Raw genomic sequence first — 16,608 nt, forward strand, 5'->3', positions numbered from 1 at the left:
TCGCCCTCATCGGCGAACGGGGCGCCATGCCAGGACTGCTCGCCGCCGCCCCCGCCGCCCGCCGCCCGCGCCGCCCGCCGACGGCCCGCTGACCGTTGTAGCGTGGCGACCTGCAGACGGCGATGACTCCGCCCACCCCGGCCCACAACGCCGTTTCCGTTCGGTTGCAGCTCAAGCCCCTGAAACGATCAAACCGCCGCTCAGCGCAACAATCCGGACGATAAAGAACAAGCTCAGGACTGGCCGCAGGTCGCGGGGCAGAACTTGACCTCGGGGTAGCGCGAGGACGGCTTGTCCAGGAGGGGCTGCCGCTTTGACTTCAGATGCTGGTCGAGAAAGGCCGCCACGTAGGAGCGGGTGAGCTCGGCGGCGCGCGCCGCGGGCAGAACGCCGGAGGCGGGCGTGATGGCGAGGGCGTCGGCCATCAGCGGGCCGTCGGTGAAGGACTGATGTTCCGCGCCCGACAGCACGAGCCAGCGCTTCCACCCGGTCAGTAGCTTCCAGTCGCGCTCCCACGAGGTGTCGCGACCGCCGGGGACGTGCTGCGGCGAACCCAGGAACATGAACGGCCGGGAGAACCCGCTCTTGGGGATGCGGGCGTAGGTGGTGCCGTCCATGTCGATGCCGGCGCGCACGCGGGAGTCCTTCACCATGGTCGCCATGGCGCTCGCCCCGCCGATCGACTGGCCGACCATCGCGATCTCGGAGCGGTCGATCAGGCTAGAACCATCCCATTTCGATGGCAGCTGATCGAGTACGAAGGAGACGTCGGCCGCCCGTCCCGCGACCACCCCCGGGCCGAAGCCCGGGTCGGTGTCGCTGTCGCAGGCGAGGCATTCGGCGATCCGCCCGCCGGGGAGGGTCGTGGCGTAGCTCTCGTAGGTGTGGTCGATCCCGGCCACCACATACCCGCGGCTGGCCAGGTCCTCGGCCAGGGACGTGAGCGTGTTCACCGGATTGGTGAAGCCGGGGGACAGCACCACCAGTGGCAGGTTCCGGCCCGCGGGTTCGGCGTCCGCGATGGCGTTGGTGCGCGTCCCGCTGAGCGTGCCGTCCGGCACGCCCGCGACCCCCAAGCGCCTCAGGGTGAGCGCCGATTCCTTCGGCGTCATGTACGGCGCCCGCTGCCCGTCTCGCTGCTCGGTCGGATACCACAAGGTGACCTTGAGCTCCCTGGCGTCGACGTCGAGGTTCCAGGGATCGGGGCGGGAGGCGTCCTTCAGATACAGGGCGGTGGTGCCGACCGGATGGGCGCCGGTGGGGGCGGGCAGGGTGGCGGGGCCGGTCGGCGTGGCCGACGGTGCGGCGGACCGGGGCGGCGTGGGTGTGGAGCAGGCGGACGCGGCCAGGACGACCAGTCCCGCGGCGACTGCCAGGATCTGTCTCATCGAGAGGTCCATTCACTTGTTCAGCAAGGTCAGGGCCTTGGCCAGCGCGGGGTCGCGTCCGTCGGCCGCGTCCTGCGGGGTCAGGGGCACGTGGTGGTCGGGCGGCACGCCGATCCGGTCGATCACCTCGCGGTTGGGCCCGAGGTGGTGCTTGGCGGGGAAGCTCAGGCTGGTGTTGTTGCCGAGCAGGTACGACTGTGACGGGCCGGAGATCACGCCGGCGGTTCTGGTGCCGACCAGCCGGCCGAGGCGCAGGTCCTTGACCGCGGAGCTGAAGTGCTCGCACGCCGAGGCGCAACTGCGGTCGGTGAGCACCACCAGCGGCAGGTTGAGCAGCTCGACGGTGTCGTCGGTCCGCGAGGTCTCGCACTTGGCGTCCACGGTGCACTGGTAGGCGGTGACCTTTCCGTGGCCGAACGCGCTCACCAGCCGGGTCGCCTCCACGGGGCTGCCGCCGCCGTTGCCGCGCAGGTCCAGCACGACGCCGGCCAGGGGCCGGGCGGCGCGCATCCGGGAGATCGCCCTGAAGACCCTGTTCGCGGAGTCGGGAGCGAACCCGCGCAGCCGTACGTAGGCGATGTCGTCGTCCAGCAGCTTCGAGGTCACCACTCGCAGGGCGGCCAGATCCCGCTGGTAGAGGCCAGGCTTGAGCGTCACGCTCCAGCGGCGGCCGGTGCTCTGCCGCAGGAGCCGTAACCGGACCGGACGCTCCTCCGGGTACACCGGGTAGAGGGCGGCGATCGCGGGAGTGGCCTTCCCGTCGATGAAGGGCGCCGATCCGTTGACCGACTCGATGATGTCGCCCGGGCGCAGCCCGGCCGCTTGCGCCGCGCCGCCCTGCACGGTGGTGACGAACAGCGGAGGCAGGGCGATGCCGGGGTTGCCCTCCACCTGTGGGCCGTTGACGTTCGCCAGGAGACCCAGGCCGTAGCCGTCGCCGTCGTAGTAGTCGGGCGGCCGCTTGACGTCGTGCGTCCAGCGGGCGTGGTTGTCGCCGAGGCCGGCCACGATGGCCTCGAGGGTGACGACGGCCAGCTTGTCGCGAAGGTCGGGGACCTGATCGGTGGTCTTGCGGTAGGCGGCCTCGAAGGCGCTCCAGTCGGTCTTGCGGTCACCGGTGAGCGCCGGCATGCCCGCCTCGGGCACGTCGCGGCCGTTGCGGTTGAGCTCTCGGGTCAGAGCGCCGAATCCGGCGCTCAGCAGCGAGCGGGCATCCAACGTGGCGCCGCCGTAGTAGTTGCCGAGGATGCAGAAGTAGGCCTGCTCGATGACGTCGATCGTGGTGGCCGTCTCCGCTCCGGGAACTTCCCGGGGCGCTGCGCAGACCGTACCGGCTGCCGTGCTCGCCTGGCCGCGCGGCGGCGTCGGCGCCGCGCAGGCCGCCGCCGTCGCGATGGCGAGCCCGGCGGCCGCGATCCTGATGACGGTCATGACAGACGCCTGTGGATCCACCAGAAGCAGAACCACGACAGGCCGAGGGTGAGCAGGGTGTAGATCCCGGTCTCGATCCACTGGAAGGGCCAGAAGCGCTCAAGGGGCTGGTAGGTCGCCTGCTGCCGATAGCCGAGCCGGTTGATCTCGACCATGCAGCTGTCCCCGGTGCCCGCCGACGGTGCGCAGGGGCCTGACGTGGTGGAGATCCGGGCGGCGGCGAAGCCGCCATCGGTGCCGAGCGCACGCCCGGACGGATCGACCAGGTTGGCGGACAGGACCCAGGCACCCGCGTGACCGGGAACGGCCGTCTTCAGGCGTATCTCTACATATCCGCCTCGGTCCCGATTTATGCCGATGCCGTCCACGTTTGCCTGGCCGAGCTCGAAGGCCGAGGTGATGGGGGGCGCCAGGTGGGGCCGGACCAGCAGCGGCATGGCGAGCTGGAACACGGCGAAGACGGCCAGAGTGAGGGCCATGGCGGGCAGCGTGCGGCGCACCAGCATGCCTACGGTCACGCCGAGGACGAAGGTGAAGGCCGCATACCCCATCGGGGTGATGCCGCGCGCGCCGAACACCAGGGGAGCCATCAGAGCCAGGTTCTCTGCGGCTGATTTGTCCAGAGGGTCGGACCACCAGGTCACCATGAGGCCGCACAGGCCGGCGGCGGCCACGGCGGTCAAGCCCATGAGCCCGAGCTTGACCGCCAGCCAGCGGCTGCGGGTGATGCTCTGGTTCCACACCATCAGGTGCGTGCCCGCCTCCAGCTCGCGGGTGATCAACGGTGCTCCCCAGAAGAGCCCGGCGAGGGCGGGCAGGAGCAGCACGACGAGGGTCAGGGCCATGAACTCGGTGTCGTGCCCGCCGAAGAAGTGGTCGTAGAAGCGGCCGCAGCTGTCGTTCTGGGTGCAGGCTGCGATCCCGGCGGAGTAGTCGGAGGCCAGACCGGGTCCGGTCAGGGCCAGGGCGGCGGCGAGGACGACGAGCAGGGCGCCCATCGTCGCGGCCGAGCCGCGGAACTGGCGCCAGGTCAGCCAGATCATCGCTGCACCTCCAGGGCGACTCGCTGGTCCGCGGTGCGCTTGTCCATGTAGGCCAGGACGAGGTCCTCCAGACCGAACTGGGTGACCGTCCAGGCGGGGTCGTGGATCGGGGCGTCGGTGCGGATCACATACGTGCTCTGCCGGTCGGTGTGGCGCGCGCAGACCACGTGCTGATCGGCCGGGAGCCGGTCGGGATCGCGGCGCGGGCCGGTGAGCCGGTGATGGGTGGCCAGCAGTCGGTCGACCTCCCCGGCCACCTGGACGCGGGAGTCGACGAGCACGATCAGGAAGTCGCACACCCGTTCCAGGTCGGAGACCAGGTGGGAGGAGAGCACCACGCTGAATTCGTGCTCGACCGTGGCCTCCATCAGTCCCTGCAGGAACTCGCGGCGGGCCAGCGGGTCGAGCGAGGCGACCGGCTCGTCCAGGATCAGCAGTTCGGGCCGCTTGGCCAGGCCCAGGGTGAGGGCGAGCTGAGCACGCTGGCCGCCCGACAGCTTGCCTGCCCGCTGGGCGGGGTCGAGGCCGAGTCGCGCGATCCGGTCGCGCGCCATGGCGGCGTCCCAGCGGGGGTTGAGCCGCGCTCCCAGTCGCAGGTGATCGGCGACGCTCAGCCCGGTGTAGACGGGAGTGTCCTGAGCGACGAACCCGACCCTGGCCAACTGCGCCGGGCCGCCGGCGGGACGGCCGCCCAGCACGGTGATGCCGCCCGCCGTCGGCTCCAGCTGGCCGCTGGCCAGCTTCAGCAGCGTCGTCTTGCCGGCTCCGTTGGGACCCACCAGCCCCACGACGTGGCCCGCCGGGATGTCGATGGTGCACTCACGCAGCGCCCAGTGCTTGCCGTATCTCCGGCCCAGCCCCTGGGCCTGTAGGACGGGGTTCACGCTATGTCCTCCTGAGCGGTGGTCCGAAAGGTGGTCATGAACAGGGCCTCAATGCTTTCGTCGTCGAGGCCGGCCCGGCGGGCCTTGGCCAGCCAGCGCTGCAGTTCCAGCCGCAGCGGGCCGTGCGCGGCCAGCGAGGCGTTGGTGAGCGTCGCCGTCACGAACGTCCCCACCCCCGGCCGGGCGGCGACCAGGCCCTCGTGCTCGAGTTCCCGGTAGGCCTTCAGGACGGTGTTGGCGTTGATCGCCAAGTGGGCCACGACCTCCTTGACGGTCGGCATCTGGTCGCCCTCGCGCAGCACGCCGAGCCGCAGCGCCTGCCGTACTTGCTGGACCAGCTGCAGGTACGGCGAAACACCCGACCTGCCGTCCAGATGGAACTCGATCACCGGCTTCTCCATTTATCTAGCTTGCTAGCACTTTAGAGTTCCAGATGTTAAAGGATCATAAAGAGCGCTGTACAGGCCGCGCCCGGGGGCGCGCGGCAGCGTTCGCCTCGTCGTGGTCGCGAGGCATGCGCAGGACGGTGGCCGGGTCGGCTCGGCCTGCGCAGGTTCGAACCTTGCGCCTGCCCCACCAGCTGTCACATTTCCGCCGCGCGCCGGGTCATGGAGGCGACGGAACGGGCTCGGCCGCCGGCACCTCGCGGAGCGTCCCTCGCGAGAGTCGTCACCTTCGCCGTGTCCGCGTCGTCGTACAGGCGAAGACGAAACGCGAGCAAGTGGGTGTCCGTATATGTCAGCGACCGGGGCGTCTTCGAGGCCGTCCCGCCGGCCGCCGCCCACGCGCAGGGATCGCCTGCCTCGGCAACCCCCTTTCCACGAACCCGGAGGGATTCGTCCATGAAACTCACCGTCTTCGGCGCAAGTGGCGGCGTCGGCCGGCAACTGCTCGACCAGGCTCTGGCCAAGGGGCACGACGTCACGGCCGTCGTACGGAGTCCGGCCAAGCTGGACGGGAAGCCGGTCCGCGTCGTGCGTGCCGCCGACCTGGCCACGGCCGACGTCACGACGCTGCTGCCCGCCGTCGAAGGAGCCGATGCCGTTCTGTCGGCGCTCGGCCCGCCGAACAACGCCGCGGCCGGGGTGGCCTCCAGGGGCACCAAGGCGATCCTGGCGGCGATGCAGGTCGCCGGGACCCGTCGGCTGGTCGTGGTGAGCGCCGCCCCGGTGGGCACCACCCCCTCACCCGGACGGCCCAACCCGCCCCGGCACGACCCCGGCGACGGGCCGTTCCTGCGCTACGTGGTGTATCCGATCGTCAAGGCCGCGCTCCGCCCGCAGTACCTCGACCTGGCCGTCATGGAGGACGACGTGCGCGACAGCGGCCTGGACTGGACGGTGCTCCGGCCGGTGCAACTGACCGACAAGCCGGTGACCGGCACTTACCGGACGGCGGTGGGACAGAACGTGCGGGGCGGCCGGTACGTCTCACGCGCCGACGTGGCCCACGCCATGCTCGCGGTGCTCGACCGGCCGGAAACGGTCGAGCAGGTCCTCGGCATGGCGAACTGACCCTCCGCTCACCGATCACAAGGGAGAAATCATGAATGAAGTTCCGATCACCCGTACCGAGACGCCGGTCGACGAGCCGATCACCATGATCAACGCCTTCACCGTCCCGGTGGAGGAGTCGGAGACGTTCCTGCCGCTGTGGATGGAGAACGCCGAGATCATGGCAAGGCAGCCGGGATTCGTCCGGGCGCGGCTGCACCGATCGATGATCGACGACGCCGAGCTGCGGTTCGTCAACGTGGCCCACTGGGAGAGCGGGAGGCGGCTCGAAGAGGCGCTGGGCAGACCCGAATGGCAGGAGAGCGCGCAGCGGCTGCTCAATGATCCCGGCCTGCACATCACCGCGCGGCCCAGCATCTACGAGGTCATCGTCGACCTCCAGCCCGCCCGCGACGGAAGCGCCGCACCGGTGACGAGCTGAAGCCGGCGCTATGGCCCGGGCATCCGCTGAAGGACATGCGGATACCCGGGCCATGGTGTTGTGTACGGCATGGCCATGATCACGAAATTGATCAGGGCCATGCCGGTTTCCCCTACCGAACGGTCGACGCCCGGCCGACCGACGGGCTCGGCGCCGCGCGGACGCTCCGGTCGTCGAGGGGGTGGAGAAGGTCCCGCCAGTCCGCCGGCCAGTTCGCCAGCGCCACGCCGATCATGATGATCAGGTGCAGCGGCGCCGACACCTCCTCATACAAGGGGGCGACGTCGATGAGGTGCGTCGTCACCGCGCCGATCAGCACGAACACCAGCCCCGCCGCGCCGATGAACCTGACCCGCCGCCGCGGCACGAGCATCATCAGCCCGAAGACGAGCTCCAGTGCGCCGACCACGAACCGCATCCACGGCGGCCAACCCCAGTCGACGAACTTCTCCGCGTAGGCCGGACCGAAGAAGGTCGGCCCGGGCCAGAACTTGGTGACGAAGCCGATGAAGAACGACGCGGCCAGATACCAGTAGAGGACTGTGGCGAGCCGTCGCGGCCAGGGACGTGCGGTCATGAGCCCTCCGTCGTGTTCGCCATGCGACTCAGCCCCACTTCTGGCCGGCGAGCTGCCGGGTGGTGACGTTGAGCCGGTTCGCCAGGTTCGTGACCGCGGCCATCAGGATGATCGCGGCCAGTCCCGCCTCGTCGTAATGCCGGGCCGCCTCGTCCCAGATGTCGTCGGGGACCGGGTCGCTGCGGTCGGCGAGCCGGGTGGCGGCCTCGGTGAGGGCCAGCGCGGCCCGCTCGGCGTCGGTGAAGTACGGCGTCTCCCGCCAGGCGACGACCAGCCCCGTCCGCTCGTCGCTCTCGCCGCTCTTCCTGGCGCTACGGACCCCCGACTCCACGCAGGGGCCGCACCCGTTGATCTGGCTGGCACGCAGGTGCACCAGCCCCAGCGTGGTCTCCGGCACGCCGCCCGTACGGGCGGCCTTGAAGAGCTCCTGGATGGGCGCCATCGCCGTCGGCAGGACGGCGGCGGGATTCTTCATCCGTGTCTGCATGTGTTTCTCCGCTTCATCGGCTGGACTTCCGCCCTGATGACTCGCCGCGAGGAGAGGTTGTGACAGCGCGCCGCCTGTCACATCTGCTCGGTCGTTTCCGTCATCTGTTACAGACAGCACGAGAGGGACGGCGTCATGGAGGAGAAGGACCTGCTGGCCGGTTGGTTCCAGCAGCATCGCGACCATCTGTGGGCGGTGGCCTACCGGCTGCTCGGCTCGGCGAGCGAGGCCGACGACGCGCTCCAGGAGGCATGGCTACGGCTCAGCCGCGCCGGCGCGGAGGACGTGCGGAACGTGCCGGGCTGGCTCACCACGATCGTCGCACGGGTGGCGCTGAGCATGCTGCGCGATCGCCGGACGCGCCGCGAGGAGCCGCTACGCGTCTCCGGTCCGGGCCCGATGGCCGGCCTTCGTGAGGCGGACGATCCGGAGCACGAGGTGGTCGTCGCCGATTCGGTCGGCCTGGCTCTGCTGGTGGTGCTCGACATGCTCGCGCCGGCGGAACGGATCGCGTTCGTCCTGCACGACATGTTCGCCGTGCCGTTCGGCGAGATCGCGTTGATCGTGAACCGTTCGCCGGCCGCGGCCCGGCAACTGGCCAGCCGCGCCCGCCGGCGCGTACAGCACCCGACGGGCCCGGGGGCCGGGACCGACTCCGTCAGACAGCGGGAGATCGTCGCCGCCTTCCGGGCCGCGTCCCGTGACGGTGACTTCGCGGCCCTGCTCGCACTGCTCGACCCCGACGTGGAGATCAGCGCGGACCGCACCGCCGTGCTCTCCGGCGCGTCGAGGCTGGTACGAGGGGCGGACGGCGTGGCCGAGACCTTCGCCGGCCGGGCTCAGGCCGCCGAGCTCGCGCTCATCGACGGGGCACCGGGCCTGGTGTGGGCGCCGGGCGGACGGCCACGGGTCGTCTTCGCCTTCACCATCGCGAACGGCCGGATCACACACGTCGACCTGCTCGCCGACCCCGAATGCCTGGAGGACATCGAACTGGTGATGCTCGGTGGGTAGGCGTCCGGCCGGGCCGCCGACCGCGCGGTTCCCGGCCGGAGCCGTCAGGCGAAGAACTGGGCCAGCGACCGGGACACCAGTTCGGGGTCTTCCTCACACAGCCAGTGCAGCGCCTTGTCCACGGTGACGATGTCGCGGACGTCCGTGGCCACCTGGGGCAGTGTGCCCTCGAACCAGGGACGGGTGTCCGGGGCGACCAGGCCGAGTACGGGGGCGTTCACCTTGGCGTAGGTCGCCATGTCCTGGATGTCCTGGTGGCAGGCCTGGTACCAGCCGTTGCCCGCTCGGATGGCTTCGGGCTTGTCGTAAACGCGCGCATAGATGGCCCTGTCGCGGTCGGTCACCGAGCTCTGGTCGACGAGCCCGATGCCGTAGTGCCAGTCGATCAGAAACCGTGATCGGTTCGCGAGAAGTTGTTCCGGCAGGCCCCGCACCTGGTTGAACGCCCACCACCACATGTGCGTGTCGCCGCCTGGCCGCTGCAACATCGGAATCTGGTAGAGACTCTCGTCGGGATGCAGCACGTCCAGCAGCGCGAGCCTGCGCGTCGCGGCCGGGTGGTTGGCCGCGAAGCTGAAGGCGACCATCGCGCCTATGTCGTGCCCGGCGATGTTGACGCTGTCGTGGCCCAGCGCGCGCACCAGTTCGTGGACGTCGCGTGCCATCGTCTTCTTGTCGAAGCCGCCCGCGGGCTTGTCGGACGCGCCCATGCCCCGGATGTCGACGGCGATCACGCGGTAGCGGCGGGCGAGGGCCGGCATGACCTTGTGGTAGCTCCACCAGGTGGCGGGCCAGCCGGGCAGCAGGACGAGCGGTTCACCCGCGCCTCCCGCCACGTAGTGCAGTCGGATCCCGTTGACGTGGGCGTGGGCGCTGCGGAAGCCGCCGGGGAGTGAGGCGGCCAGTTCGGCGTCGCCGGGAAGGTTCGGCCCGACGGCGGCCGAGGCCGGGCTCGCGGTCGCAGCCAGGCCACCGGTCGCGGCGAGCGCTGCGCCGAGGGTGATCAGATGACGTCGGTTCAGGTTCATGTGAGGGTGCTCCAAGTGCAGGGGTTCCGGAGACCGCGGCCCCGCTAGGCCCACGTGGTACCGGCGGGGTCTTTGATGATGTTGTTGACGGTGTTGAAGAAGTTGCTGGTGGCCATCCAGAGGATCAGCGTCGCGCGCTGCCGCTCGTCGTAGTGCTTGACGAGTTCGTCCCAGATCGCGTCGGGGATGGCATCGGCGGAGCGGTCGTTCATCCGGGCGGCGGCTTCGGCCAGCGCCAGGGCGGCACGTTCGGCGTCGGTGAAGAACGGCGACTGCCGCCATGCCGCTACCGAGGTCAACTGGTCGTCGGTGACCCCGGCCTTCCTGGCTTCGGCGGCGTCCGCGTACAGGCAGGCGCTGCCGCCGTTGATCTGACTGCCGCGCATGGCGGCCAGCATCAGCGTGGCCGGCGCGACGACGCCGTCCTCCATGTCGTGCCGCATGGCCTGGAAGAGGGCCTGGATCGCTTGTCCCGCGTCCGGCACCAGGTAGGCGGGGTTGGTCATTCGTGCTTGCATGATTCGTTCCTTTTCGAGAAGTCGGTGCACCGGGAGCGCTCAGGGTGAGGCGCGGACACCGGTCCTCCCCCTGAGCGAGTCCGCCGGCTACTGCCTCCACTGCTCCGTCGGCGAAACCCCGGGCAGCGGCTTGCCGATGAGGGCCAGGGGGATGAAGAAGCAGACCTGGCCGATGGCCATGATCAGCGTGGCGAGCGCCTTCTCGTCGTAGTGCTCGCGCGCCCGCTCGTACAGCTCGTCGGAGACGCGCTCGCCGGCCGGGTTCGCGGTGAGGACGGCCTCCACCAGGGCGAGCGCGACGCGCTCGGCGTCGGTGAAGTAGGGGGCGTCCTGCCAGGACGCCACGGCGGTGATGCGCTCCTCTGTCTCCCCGGCCTTGCGGAGCGTGCCGGTGTGCAGGACCGTCAGGTACGAGTTGCCGACGATCTGCCCGGCGCGCAACTGGAGCAGGCTGATGGTGACCTCCGGGACGGAGCCGTTCCCGGTCGCCTTGAACAGGGCTCCGGCGATCTCTTTCAGCTCGGGGACGAGCACGGCGGGGTTGGACAGGCGCGACTGGCGGTGCTGCTGCTCGGTGCTGGTCATGGTGGTGGGTTTCCTTTCTGGTTCAACGGTGTTCCGGCGCTATGACGGATCCCGCGGGCCGAACGTGACCGGTGGGGCGATGGAGCTCAGCGAGGGGCGCTGCCGAGGCGCTCGGCGCTCCGGCTGACGGGGCGCGGCCGCAGCAGCAGGACGGCGGCCAGGACGGCGGCCAGGTAGAACGCGCCCGCGCCGAGCATGCCGGCGGTGTAGCCGCTGGTGAGCGCGTCGTGCGGGGGCGTGCCCGGCGGCCGGCTCGCGGTGGCGGCGACGGCGATGCCGGCCAGGACGGCCAGCCCGAGTGCGCCGCCGATCTGCTGGCTGGTGTTGACCAGGCCGGCGGCGATGCCGGAGTCGCGGGACGCCACGCCCTGGACGCCGCCGATGGTGGCGCCGACGAAGCCGATGCCCAGGCCGACGCCCCCGGCGAGCTGGGCCGGCAGCAGCACGAACAGGGGGTTCTGGTCCGGGGTGAGGAGACCGAACCAGCCCATCGCCGCGGCCGCCACCGCCATGCCGGTCGCCAGGACGGTCCGCGTGGAGGTGCGGGCCTGCAGCGCCGGCCCGGCGAGGCCGGAGCCGAGGCCGATGCCGACGGCGAACGGCAGGTACGCCAGGCCGGTGATCATGGGGGAGTACTGCTTGATCGTCTGCATGTAGAGGGTGAGGAAGTAGAAGGTGGCCAGCTGTCCGGCGCCCATGAGCAGCATGACCAGGTTGGCGCCGAGCCGGCCGCGGTCGGCCAGTACGCCTGACGGCAGCGTCGGGCTGCGCGCGCCACGCTGGATGGCCACGAACGCGACGAGCAGCGCCACGGCCACCGCGCCGAAGGCCAGGGTGAGCCCGTCGCCGGCGCCGTGGGACCCGGCCCGGTTGATCGCGTAGACCAGCGAGCCGAGGGCCAGGGTCGCGGTGAGCGCGCCGGGCAGGTCGAGCCCGCCGCGCTCACGGGTGCCGGGCACCAGGGCGAACGTGCCGGCCAGGACCAGGAGCGCGATGGGGATGTTGACGAACATGATCCAGCGCCAGCCCAGGTACTCGGTGAGCGCACCGCCCAGGAGCAGTCCGGCGACCGAGCCCAGGCCGCCCATGGCGCCGTACACGCCGAGCGCCTTATTGCGCCGGGGCCCGGCGGGGAAGGTGTCGGCGAGCAGGGACAGCGCGGCCGGGGCGACGATGGCGGCGCCCAGGCCCTGCAGGACGCGGGCGGCGATCAGCACGCCCTCGTTGCCCGCCAGGCCGCCCAGCAGCGAGGCGGCCAGGAAGACGGTCAGTCCGGCGCGGAACAGCCTGCGCCGGCCGAACAGGTCACCGGCCCGGCCGCCCGCCAGCAGCAGGCCGCCGAAGGCCAGGGCGTAGGCGGTGAGGACCCAGTCCAGGTCCGCCTCGTCGATCCGCAGGCCGGCTCCGATGACGGGCAGGCCCACGGTCACGATGGTGCCGTCCATCACCATCAGCAGTTGCGCGGCGGCGATCACCAGGAGGGCGAGGCCGCTTCGCTCAGGACGGGGTGCGGTGTGCGTACTCATGTGAGGTCCTCAGGAGGTGGTGGCGCGGTGGCGCGCCGCGGCGTCGTGCACCGCGGCGGCCAGCCGGTCGTGCTCGGGGTAGGACCAGCCGAAGCCGAAGCGGCGGCGGGTGTAGCCGAAGGCGATGCCGCTGCGCGGGTCGGCGAAGGACTCCGAGCCCGCCGAGCCGTCGTGGCCGAAGGCGTTCGCGCTGAGGAACGGGTAACGCAGGCCCTTGGCCTGGAAGCCGAGCGCGTAGCTGCCCTGCTCGCCGCGGACCAGGTCGGCGCCGGTGGAGTGCAGCATGGAGAACTCGCCGACGGTGTCCGGCTTGAGCAGCGGGGGGTGCCCGTCGATGCCCCAGACGGCCGCCGCGTACAGGCCGGCCAGGCCGCGGGCGCTGCCCACGCCGCCGGCCGACGCCTGGCCGTTGGCGCGGACGGCGCGGGTGTTGGCGAAGGCCACCTGGTCCAGCGGCGGCGTGCTGTTGAGCCCGTAGCCGATGCCGAGGATGCTGTGCGGGCCGGGCACGTTCGACCAGAACGCGGCCTCCTGCTCCGGGGTGGCGGTCCACCACCGGATCGGCCGGAAGCGGCGCTCCTCGGCCTCGGGCAGCCCCAGGTAGAGGTCCAGCCCGTACGGGGCGCGGATGCGCTCGTCGTAGAACTGCTGCAGCGACCGGCCGGTGACCCGCCGGATCACCTCGTTCACCATGGCGAACGAGACGAACCCGCCGTAGCCGTAGGCCGAACCCGGCTTCCAGTACGGCCGCTGCCCGGCCAGGTGGCGCGCGATCACCGCGTCGTCGGCCAGCTCGGCGGCCGACAGTCCGCCGTCGACGCCGATGACGCCGGAGCGGTGGGTCAGCACGTCCCGCAGCGTGATCCCGTCCTTGCCGGCGGCGGCGAACTCCGGCCATCGCCGGGCCACCGGCTCGTCCAGATCGAGGACCCCGTCCTGCACCAGCAGCGCCACCACCAGCGTCGCGGCACCCTTCGTGGCGGAGTAGACCCCGGTCAGCGTGTCGCCGCTTACCTCGTCCCCGGCCCACAGGTCCACCACCTGCCGGCCGTGCGCGTAGGCGGTCACTTGCGCGCCCACCTGGCCGTCCTGCTCGGCGGCCACCTCGGCGAACGCCTCGCGCACCTGCTCGAAGCCGTCCGCGACCGTTCCGTGGACATCCGTCCTGCTCATCGTCGGCAACCCTTCGTGAGTGAGTGTTGGTCGCCGGCATGACGGACGGTCCGCAGGAAAGGTGACCGGACGCGTTCACGGTCACCTTTCACCGGTTTGCTCCGTCAGCGCTCCGACGTGGCTGACATGAGAGGACTGCAACCGTGACACCCCAGGACTTCCTCGCCGACCGGTTCCAGGGGCACCGCCCTCATCTGAAAGCGGTCGCCTACCGCATGCTCGGCTCGCTGAGCGAGGCCGAGGACGCCGTCCAGGAGGCATGGCTGCGGCTGGCGCGTTCGGACTCGGGCGACATCGACAACCTCGGCGGCTGGCTGACCACCGTGGTCGGCCGGGTGTGCCTGGACATGCTCCGCGCCCGCAAGTCTCGACGCGAGGAGTCGCTGGAGGAACGCCTGCCCGATCCGGTGATCAGCCGCGCGGATGCCGCCGACCCGGAACGGGAAGTGCTGCTGGCCGACTCGGTGGGCCTGGCGCTCCTGGTCGTGCTGGAGTCCCTGACCCCCGCCGAACGGCTGGCGTTCGTGCTCCATGACATGTTCGGGATGCCGTTCGAGCAGATCGCGCCCATCGTGGACCGCACTCCCGCGGCGGCCAAGAAGCTCGCCAGCCGGGCACGCCTGCGGGTCCGCGGCGCGACCCCGAATCCCGACCCCGACCTGAGCAGTCAGCGCCGGGTGGTGGACGCCTTCCTCGCCGCCGCCCGCGACGGCGACTTCGCCGCGCTGGTGTCCATCCTCAACCCCGACGTGACGCTGCGCGCCGACGGCGGGACGCCCACCGGCGGCATGCGGGTCATCAGGGGCGCCGCGGCCGTGGCGGGACAGCTCGCCACCTTCCACCGCATGGCCACGAGCGCCACCACCCACCCGGCGCTCGTCAACGGCCTCGCCGGCCTGGTCAACACCATCGACGACGAGCTGATCTCGGTCATGAGCTTCACGGTCTCCGACGGCAGGATCGCCAGGATCGACATCCTGTCCGACCCCGACCGGCTGGCTCGGCTCGACCTCACCCACCTGGAGCCGTGACGACGATGGACTTGACCCTGACACCGTGTCAGGCGGCACGGTGCGGAGCATGTCAGTCACCTATGTCGGCTCCGGGCCGTACTGCTACGCCAACTCCCTCGCGATGGTCCTGGGCGGCGAGGCGCCGCCTCCGGCCGTGATCGAGGTCCTGACGGGCTCCCCGTACGGGATGCAGCTCATCGGCGGCCGGTTACCGCTGTTCGACGCGTTCGGCTGGGACCCCGAGACCGGGATCGACGCCGCGCTCGGCCTGCTCGGCTGGGAGTGCGAGCGCGCGGACGGCGGGACGGCGGCGACGGCGCTCGACCGGCTGCGCCGGGCCTGCGAGGACGGCCCGGTGCTGGCCGGCCCGCTTGAGCTCGGCCTGCTGGCCTACCAGCCCGGGTCGGGCGAAGCGGTCGGCGCCGACCACTACCTGGTGGTGCTGGAAGTGGCCGGCGACACCGTGCTCGTGCACGACCCGCAGGGCTACCCCTACGCCACCCTGACGGTCGACGCCTTCGCCGAGGCGTGGCGCGGAGAGCTGATCCCCTATCTGGAGCGGCCGTTCCGGATGCGGCACGGCTTCACCCGCCGCGAGCAGGTCGGCCCGGAGGAGGCGCTGCGGCGCTCGCTGCCCGCCGGACTGGCCTGGCTGGCGGGCCGTACGGATGTGGAGGTCCCGCCCGGCACGCTGGGGCTGGCCGAGGCCGCCGAGCGCACGGCCGGACTGGTGGAGGAAGGGCTGGATCCCGAGATCAGGACGCTGTGGCAGGAGTTCGCGGTGCGGGTGGGCGCCCGCCGCCTCAACGACCTGGCGGCCTGCCTGTCGTCCCTCCGCCTCGACGCGGGCGCGGCCATCGCCGCCGAGCAGGCCCGCATCGTCGGTGGGTTGCAGGGGCCGCTCGTGGCGGGCGACGACGCGGCGCTGGCAGCCGGGCTGCGCCGATTGGCTCCGACGTACGAACGGCTGCGCACCGCCCTGCTCCCCGTCCGCGAACAGCTCCTGGGCACCGATGACCCCGCCACACTGGTGGCCCGGCACGAACTCGCCTACTGAGCGGTGCGGGCCGCGGCAGCCGCCTCAAGATTTCTCCGTACGGCACGAGTGGTGGGATGGCCGGCCAGCGCAGATCACCACCGCTCCGCCGCCGGCGTTTCCCTGCCCGTCCTGCTCCGGATCGCCCAGCAGGCCGGCCAGCCGCCGACGCAGTTGCGGGCGCGACTGGAAGCCGGGCGGGCATTGCGGGATGTCACCCTCGACGATCTGGCCCGGTTCCGGCCGGGGCGGGTAATGGTGGTTGATGGTCTGGTCACCGGCCGCCTGATACACGTGTCCCTGCCCTGAGGCGGTGGCGTCCATCTGGACGGACGGCTGCCGCTGTGGGGGATCAGCCGCTGGAGGCGTGGTCATCGCTCATTGATGGTCTGGTCGCCGCCGGCCTGATACACCCGGCCCTCCCCTGATGCCTCCGCCCGCATCTGCACATTCCGCGCGCCCTCACCGGTGGAGACGATGCCGGAATTGTCGCCGCCGACGGCGATCGACCGCTCCCCCGAGACCGACGCCCGCGGCGTACCCGGCTCGGCAGCCGGAGTGCCAGGCGCGGTGCCGGCAGCCGACCGGCGGTCGGCGCGGACCTGCGCTCGCAACGCCACCACGGCGACTACCAGCCCGGCCGCTCCCAGTGCCATGCCGGTGAACATGCCGACCACGCTGGCTCGCTGATCGAGCACCTGCAGCACCTGGTCGGGCAGGTGCAGCGGATCGGCGAAGAACCACAGCACCCCGCCCGCCAGACAGGCCGCCAGCACGACGACCGCGATGATCGCCACGACCCGCCACAACCGCGACCCCGTCGCGCGTCCTGTCCCAGACGACCTCTTCGACATGTCTCCAGGGTGCCCCCGCCCCCGGCGGTTGGGGCCGAAAGTGGCGAAGGCGTTACCGACCTCTCAGCATGTGCGAATCGGTCGTTTGCGGGACGGTCTGCCAGGCCGGGCCCGTG

19 protein-coding genes are annotated in these 16,608 nt (G+C 71.2%); 5 read left to right on the forward strand and 14 right to left on the reverse strand.

What is annotated here, in order from left to right; genetic code table 11:
• Positions 1–233: 233 nt before the first annotated feature.
• From ABZ444_RS07975 to ABZ444_RS07995, 5 genes are read right to left on the reverse strand one after another with little or no spacing between them, the layout of a single operon-like run.
• Positions 234–1,388: an alpha/beta hydrolase gene (locus ABZ444_RS07975; RefSeq protein WP_357994180.1), complete on the reverse strand. Its 1,155-nt coding sequence runs from the start codon at positions 1,386–1,388 to the stop codon at positions 234–236.
• Positions 1,389–1,400: 12 nt separating this feature from the next.
• Positions 1,401–2,819 (reverse strand): S41 family peptidase, encoded by a 1,419-nt coding sequence (locus ABZ444_RS07980; RefSeq protein ID WP_357994182.1) that lies wholly within the window; start codon positions 2,817–2,819, stop codon positions 1,401–1,403.
• Complete coding sequence (locus tag ABZ444_RS07985; RefSeq protein WP_357994184.1) at positions 2,816–3,862, reverse strand: ABC transporter permease subunit; 1,047 nt, start codon at positions 3,860–3,862, stop codon at positions 2,816–2,818. Before ABZ444_RS07985 ends, ABZ444_RS07980 begins: the two co-directional genes overlap by 4 nt.
• A complete protein-coding gene (locus ABZ444_RS07990; protein ID WP_357994186.1) occupies positions 3,859–4,746 on the reverse strand; it encodes an ABC transporter ATP-binding protein in 888 nt (295 codons plus the stop codon). The genes ABZ444_RS07985 and ABZ444_RS07990 overlap by 4 nt, the downstream gene beginning before the upstream one ends.
• Positions 4,743–5,135: a GntR family transcriptional regulator gene (locus ABZ444_RS07995; protein ID WP_357994188.1), complete on the reverse strand. Its 393-nt coding sequence runs from the start codon at positions 5,133–5,135 to the stop codon at positions 4,743–4,745. Before ABZ444_RS07995 ends, ABZ444_RS07990 begins: the two co-directional genes overlap by 4 nt.
• Positions 5,136–5,588: 453 nt before the next feature.
• On the opposite strand from ABZ444_RS07995, the gene ABZ444_RS08000 reads away from it, so the two are divergent.
• On the forward strand, positions 5,589–6,260 hold the full coding sequence (locus ABZ444_RS08000) for an NAD(P)H-binding protein (RefSeq protein ID WP_357994190.1): 672 nt from the start codon (positions 5,589–5,591) through the stop codon (positions 6,258–6,260).
• Positions 6,261–6,291: 31 nt separating this feature from the next.
• Entirely contained in the window at positions 6,292–6,681 is a 390-nt protein-coding gene (locus ABZ444_RS08005; protein WP_357994192.1) for an antibiotic biosynthesis monooxygenase family protein, read from the forward strand.
• A gap of 112 nt (positions 6,682–6,793) precedes the next feature.
• Here the strand turns inward: ABZ444_RS08005 and ABZ444_RS08010 are convergent, their stop codons facing one another.
• Positions 6,794–7,258 carry a DoxX family protein gene (locus ABZ444_RS08010; protein WP_357994194.1) on the reverse strand — a complete coding sequence of 155 codons (465 nt, stop codon included), beginning with the start codon at positions 7,256–7,258 and terminating at the stop codon, positions 6,794–6,796.
• Positions 7,259–7,286: 28 nt separating this feature from the next.
• On the reverse strand, positions 7,287–7,745 hold the full coding sequence (locus ABZ444_RS08015; RefSeq protein WP_357994196.1) for a carboxymuconolactone decarboxylase family protein: 459 nt from the start codon (positions 7,743–7,745) through the stop codon (positions 7,287–7,289).
• A 135-nt stretch (positions 7,746–7,880) separates the two neighbouring features.
• Here ABZ444_RS08015 and ABZ444_RS08020 point away from each other — a divergent pair, with 135 nt between their 5' ends.
• The gene (locus tag ABZ444_RS08020; RefSeq protein ID WP_357994198.1) at positions 7,881–8,759 is read left to right on the forward strand and encodes a sigma-70 family RNA polymerase sigma factor; all 879 of its coding nucleotides are present in this window, start codon (positions 7,881–7,883) and stop codon (positions 8,757–8,759) included.
• Between the two features lie 44 nt (positions 8,760–8,803).
• On the opposite strand, the gene ABZ444_RS08025 is transcribed toward ABZ444_RS08020, so the two are convergent.
• The 5 genes from ABZ444_RS08025 to ABZ444_RS08045 all read right to left on the reverse strand — a co-directional run bounded on the left by ABZ444_RS08025 (position 8,804) and on the right by ABZ444_RS08045 (position 13,589).
• Positions 8,804–9,787, reverse strand: coding sequence for an alpha/beta hydrolase (locus tag ABZ444_RS08025; RefSeq protein ID WP_357994200.1), 984 nt, complete (start codon positions 9,785–9,787; stop codon positions 8,804–8,806).
• Between the two features lie 44 nt (positions 9,788–9,831).
• A complete protein-coding gene (locus ABZ444_RS08030) occupies positions 9,832–10,305 on the reverse strand; it encodes a carboxymuconolactone decarboxylase family protein (RefSeq protein ID WP_357994202.1) in 474 nt (157 codons plus the stop codon).
• An 87-nt stretch (positions 10,306–10,392) separates the two neighbouring features.
• Positions 10,393–10,890, reverse strand: a complete 498-nt coding sequence (locus ABZ444_RS08035) for a carboxymuconolactone decarboxylase family protein (protein WP_357994204.1) — start codon at positions 10,888–10,890, stop codon at positions 10,393–10,395.
• Positions 10,891–10,976: 86 nt separating this feature from the next.
• Positions 10,977–12,416, reverse strand: coding sequence for an MFS transporter (locus ABZ444_RS08040; protein ID WP_357994206.1), 1,440 nt, complete (start codon positions 12,414–12,416; stop codon positions 10,977–10,979).
• Between the two features lie 9 nt (positions 12,417–12,425).
• Entirely contained in the window at positions 12,426–13,589 is a 1,164-nt protein-coding gene (locus ABZ444_RS08045; protein WP_357994208.1) for a serine hydrolase domain-containing protein, read from the reverse strand.
• Positions 13,590–13,732: 143 nt separating this feature from the next.
• Here ABZ444_RS08045 and sigJ point away from each other — a divergent pair, with 143 nt between their 5' ends.
• On the forward strand, positions 13,733–14,620 hold the full coding sequence (gene sigJ / locus ABZ444_RS08050; protein ID WP_357994210.1) for an RNA polymerase sigma factor SigJ: 888 nt from the start codon (positions 13,733–13,735) through the stop codon (positions 14,618–14,620).
• A gap of 49 nt (positions 14,621–14,669) precedes the next feature.
• The gene (locus ABZ444_RS08055) at positions 14,670–15,659 is read left to right on the forward strand and encodes a hypothetical protein (RefSeq protein ID WP_357994212.1); all 990 of its coding nucleotides are present in this window, start codon (positions 14,670–14,672) and stop codon (positions 15,657–15,659) included.
• Positions 15,660–15,683: 24 nt separating this feature from the next.
• On the opposite strand, the gene ABZ444_RS08060 is transcribed toward ABZ444_RS08055, so the two are convergent.
• On the reverse strand, positions 15,684–15,962 hold the full coding sequence (locus tag ABZ444_RS08060) for a hypothetical protein (protein ID WP_357994214.1): 279 nt from the start codon (positions 15,960–15,962) through the stop codon (positions 15,684–15,686).
• 47 nt (positions 15,963–16,009) lie between these two features.
• The gene (locus tag ABZ444_RS08065; protein ID WP_357994216.1) at positions 16,010–16,435 is read right to left on the reverse strand and encodes a hypothetical protein; all 426 of its coding nucleotides are present in this window, start codon (positions 16,433–16,435) and stop codon (positions 16,010–16,012) included.
• Positions 16,436–16,608 lie beyond the last annotated feature (173 nt).

Origin of the sequence: Nonomuraea sp. NPDC005730 (assembly GCF_040630865.1) — a bacterium.
Taxonomy (GTDB): domain Bacteria; phylum Actinomycetota; class Actinomycetes; order Streptosporangiales; family Streptosporangiaceae; genus Nonomuraea.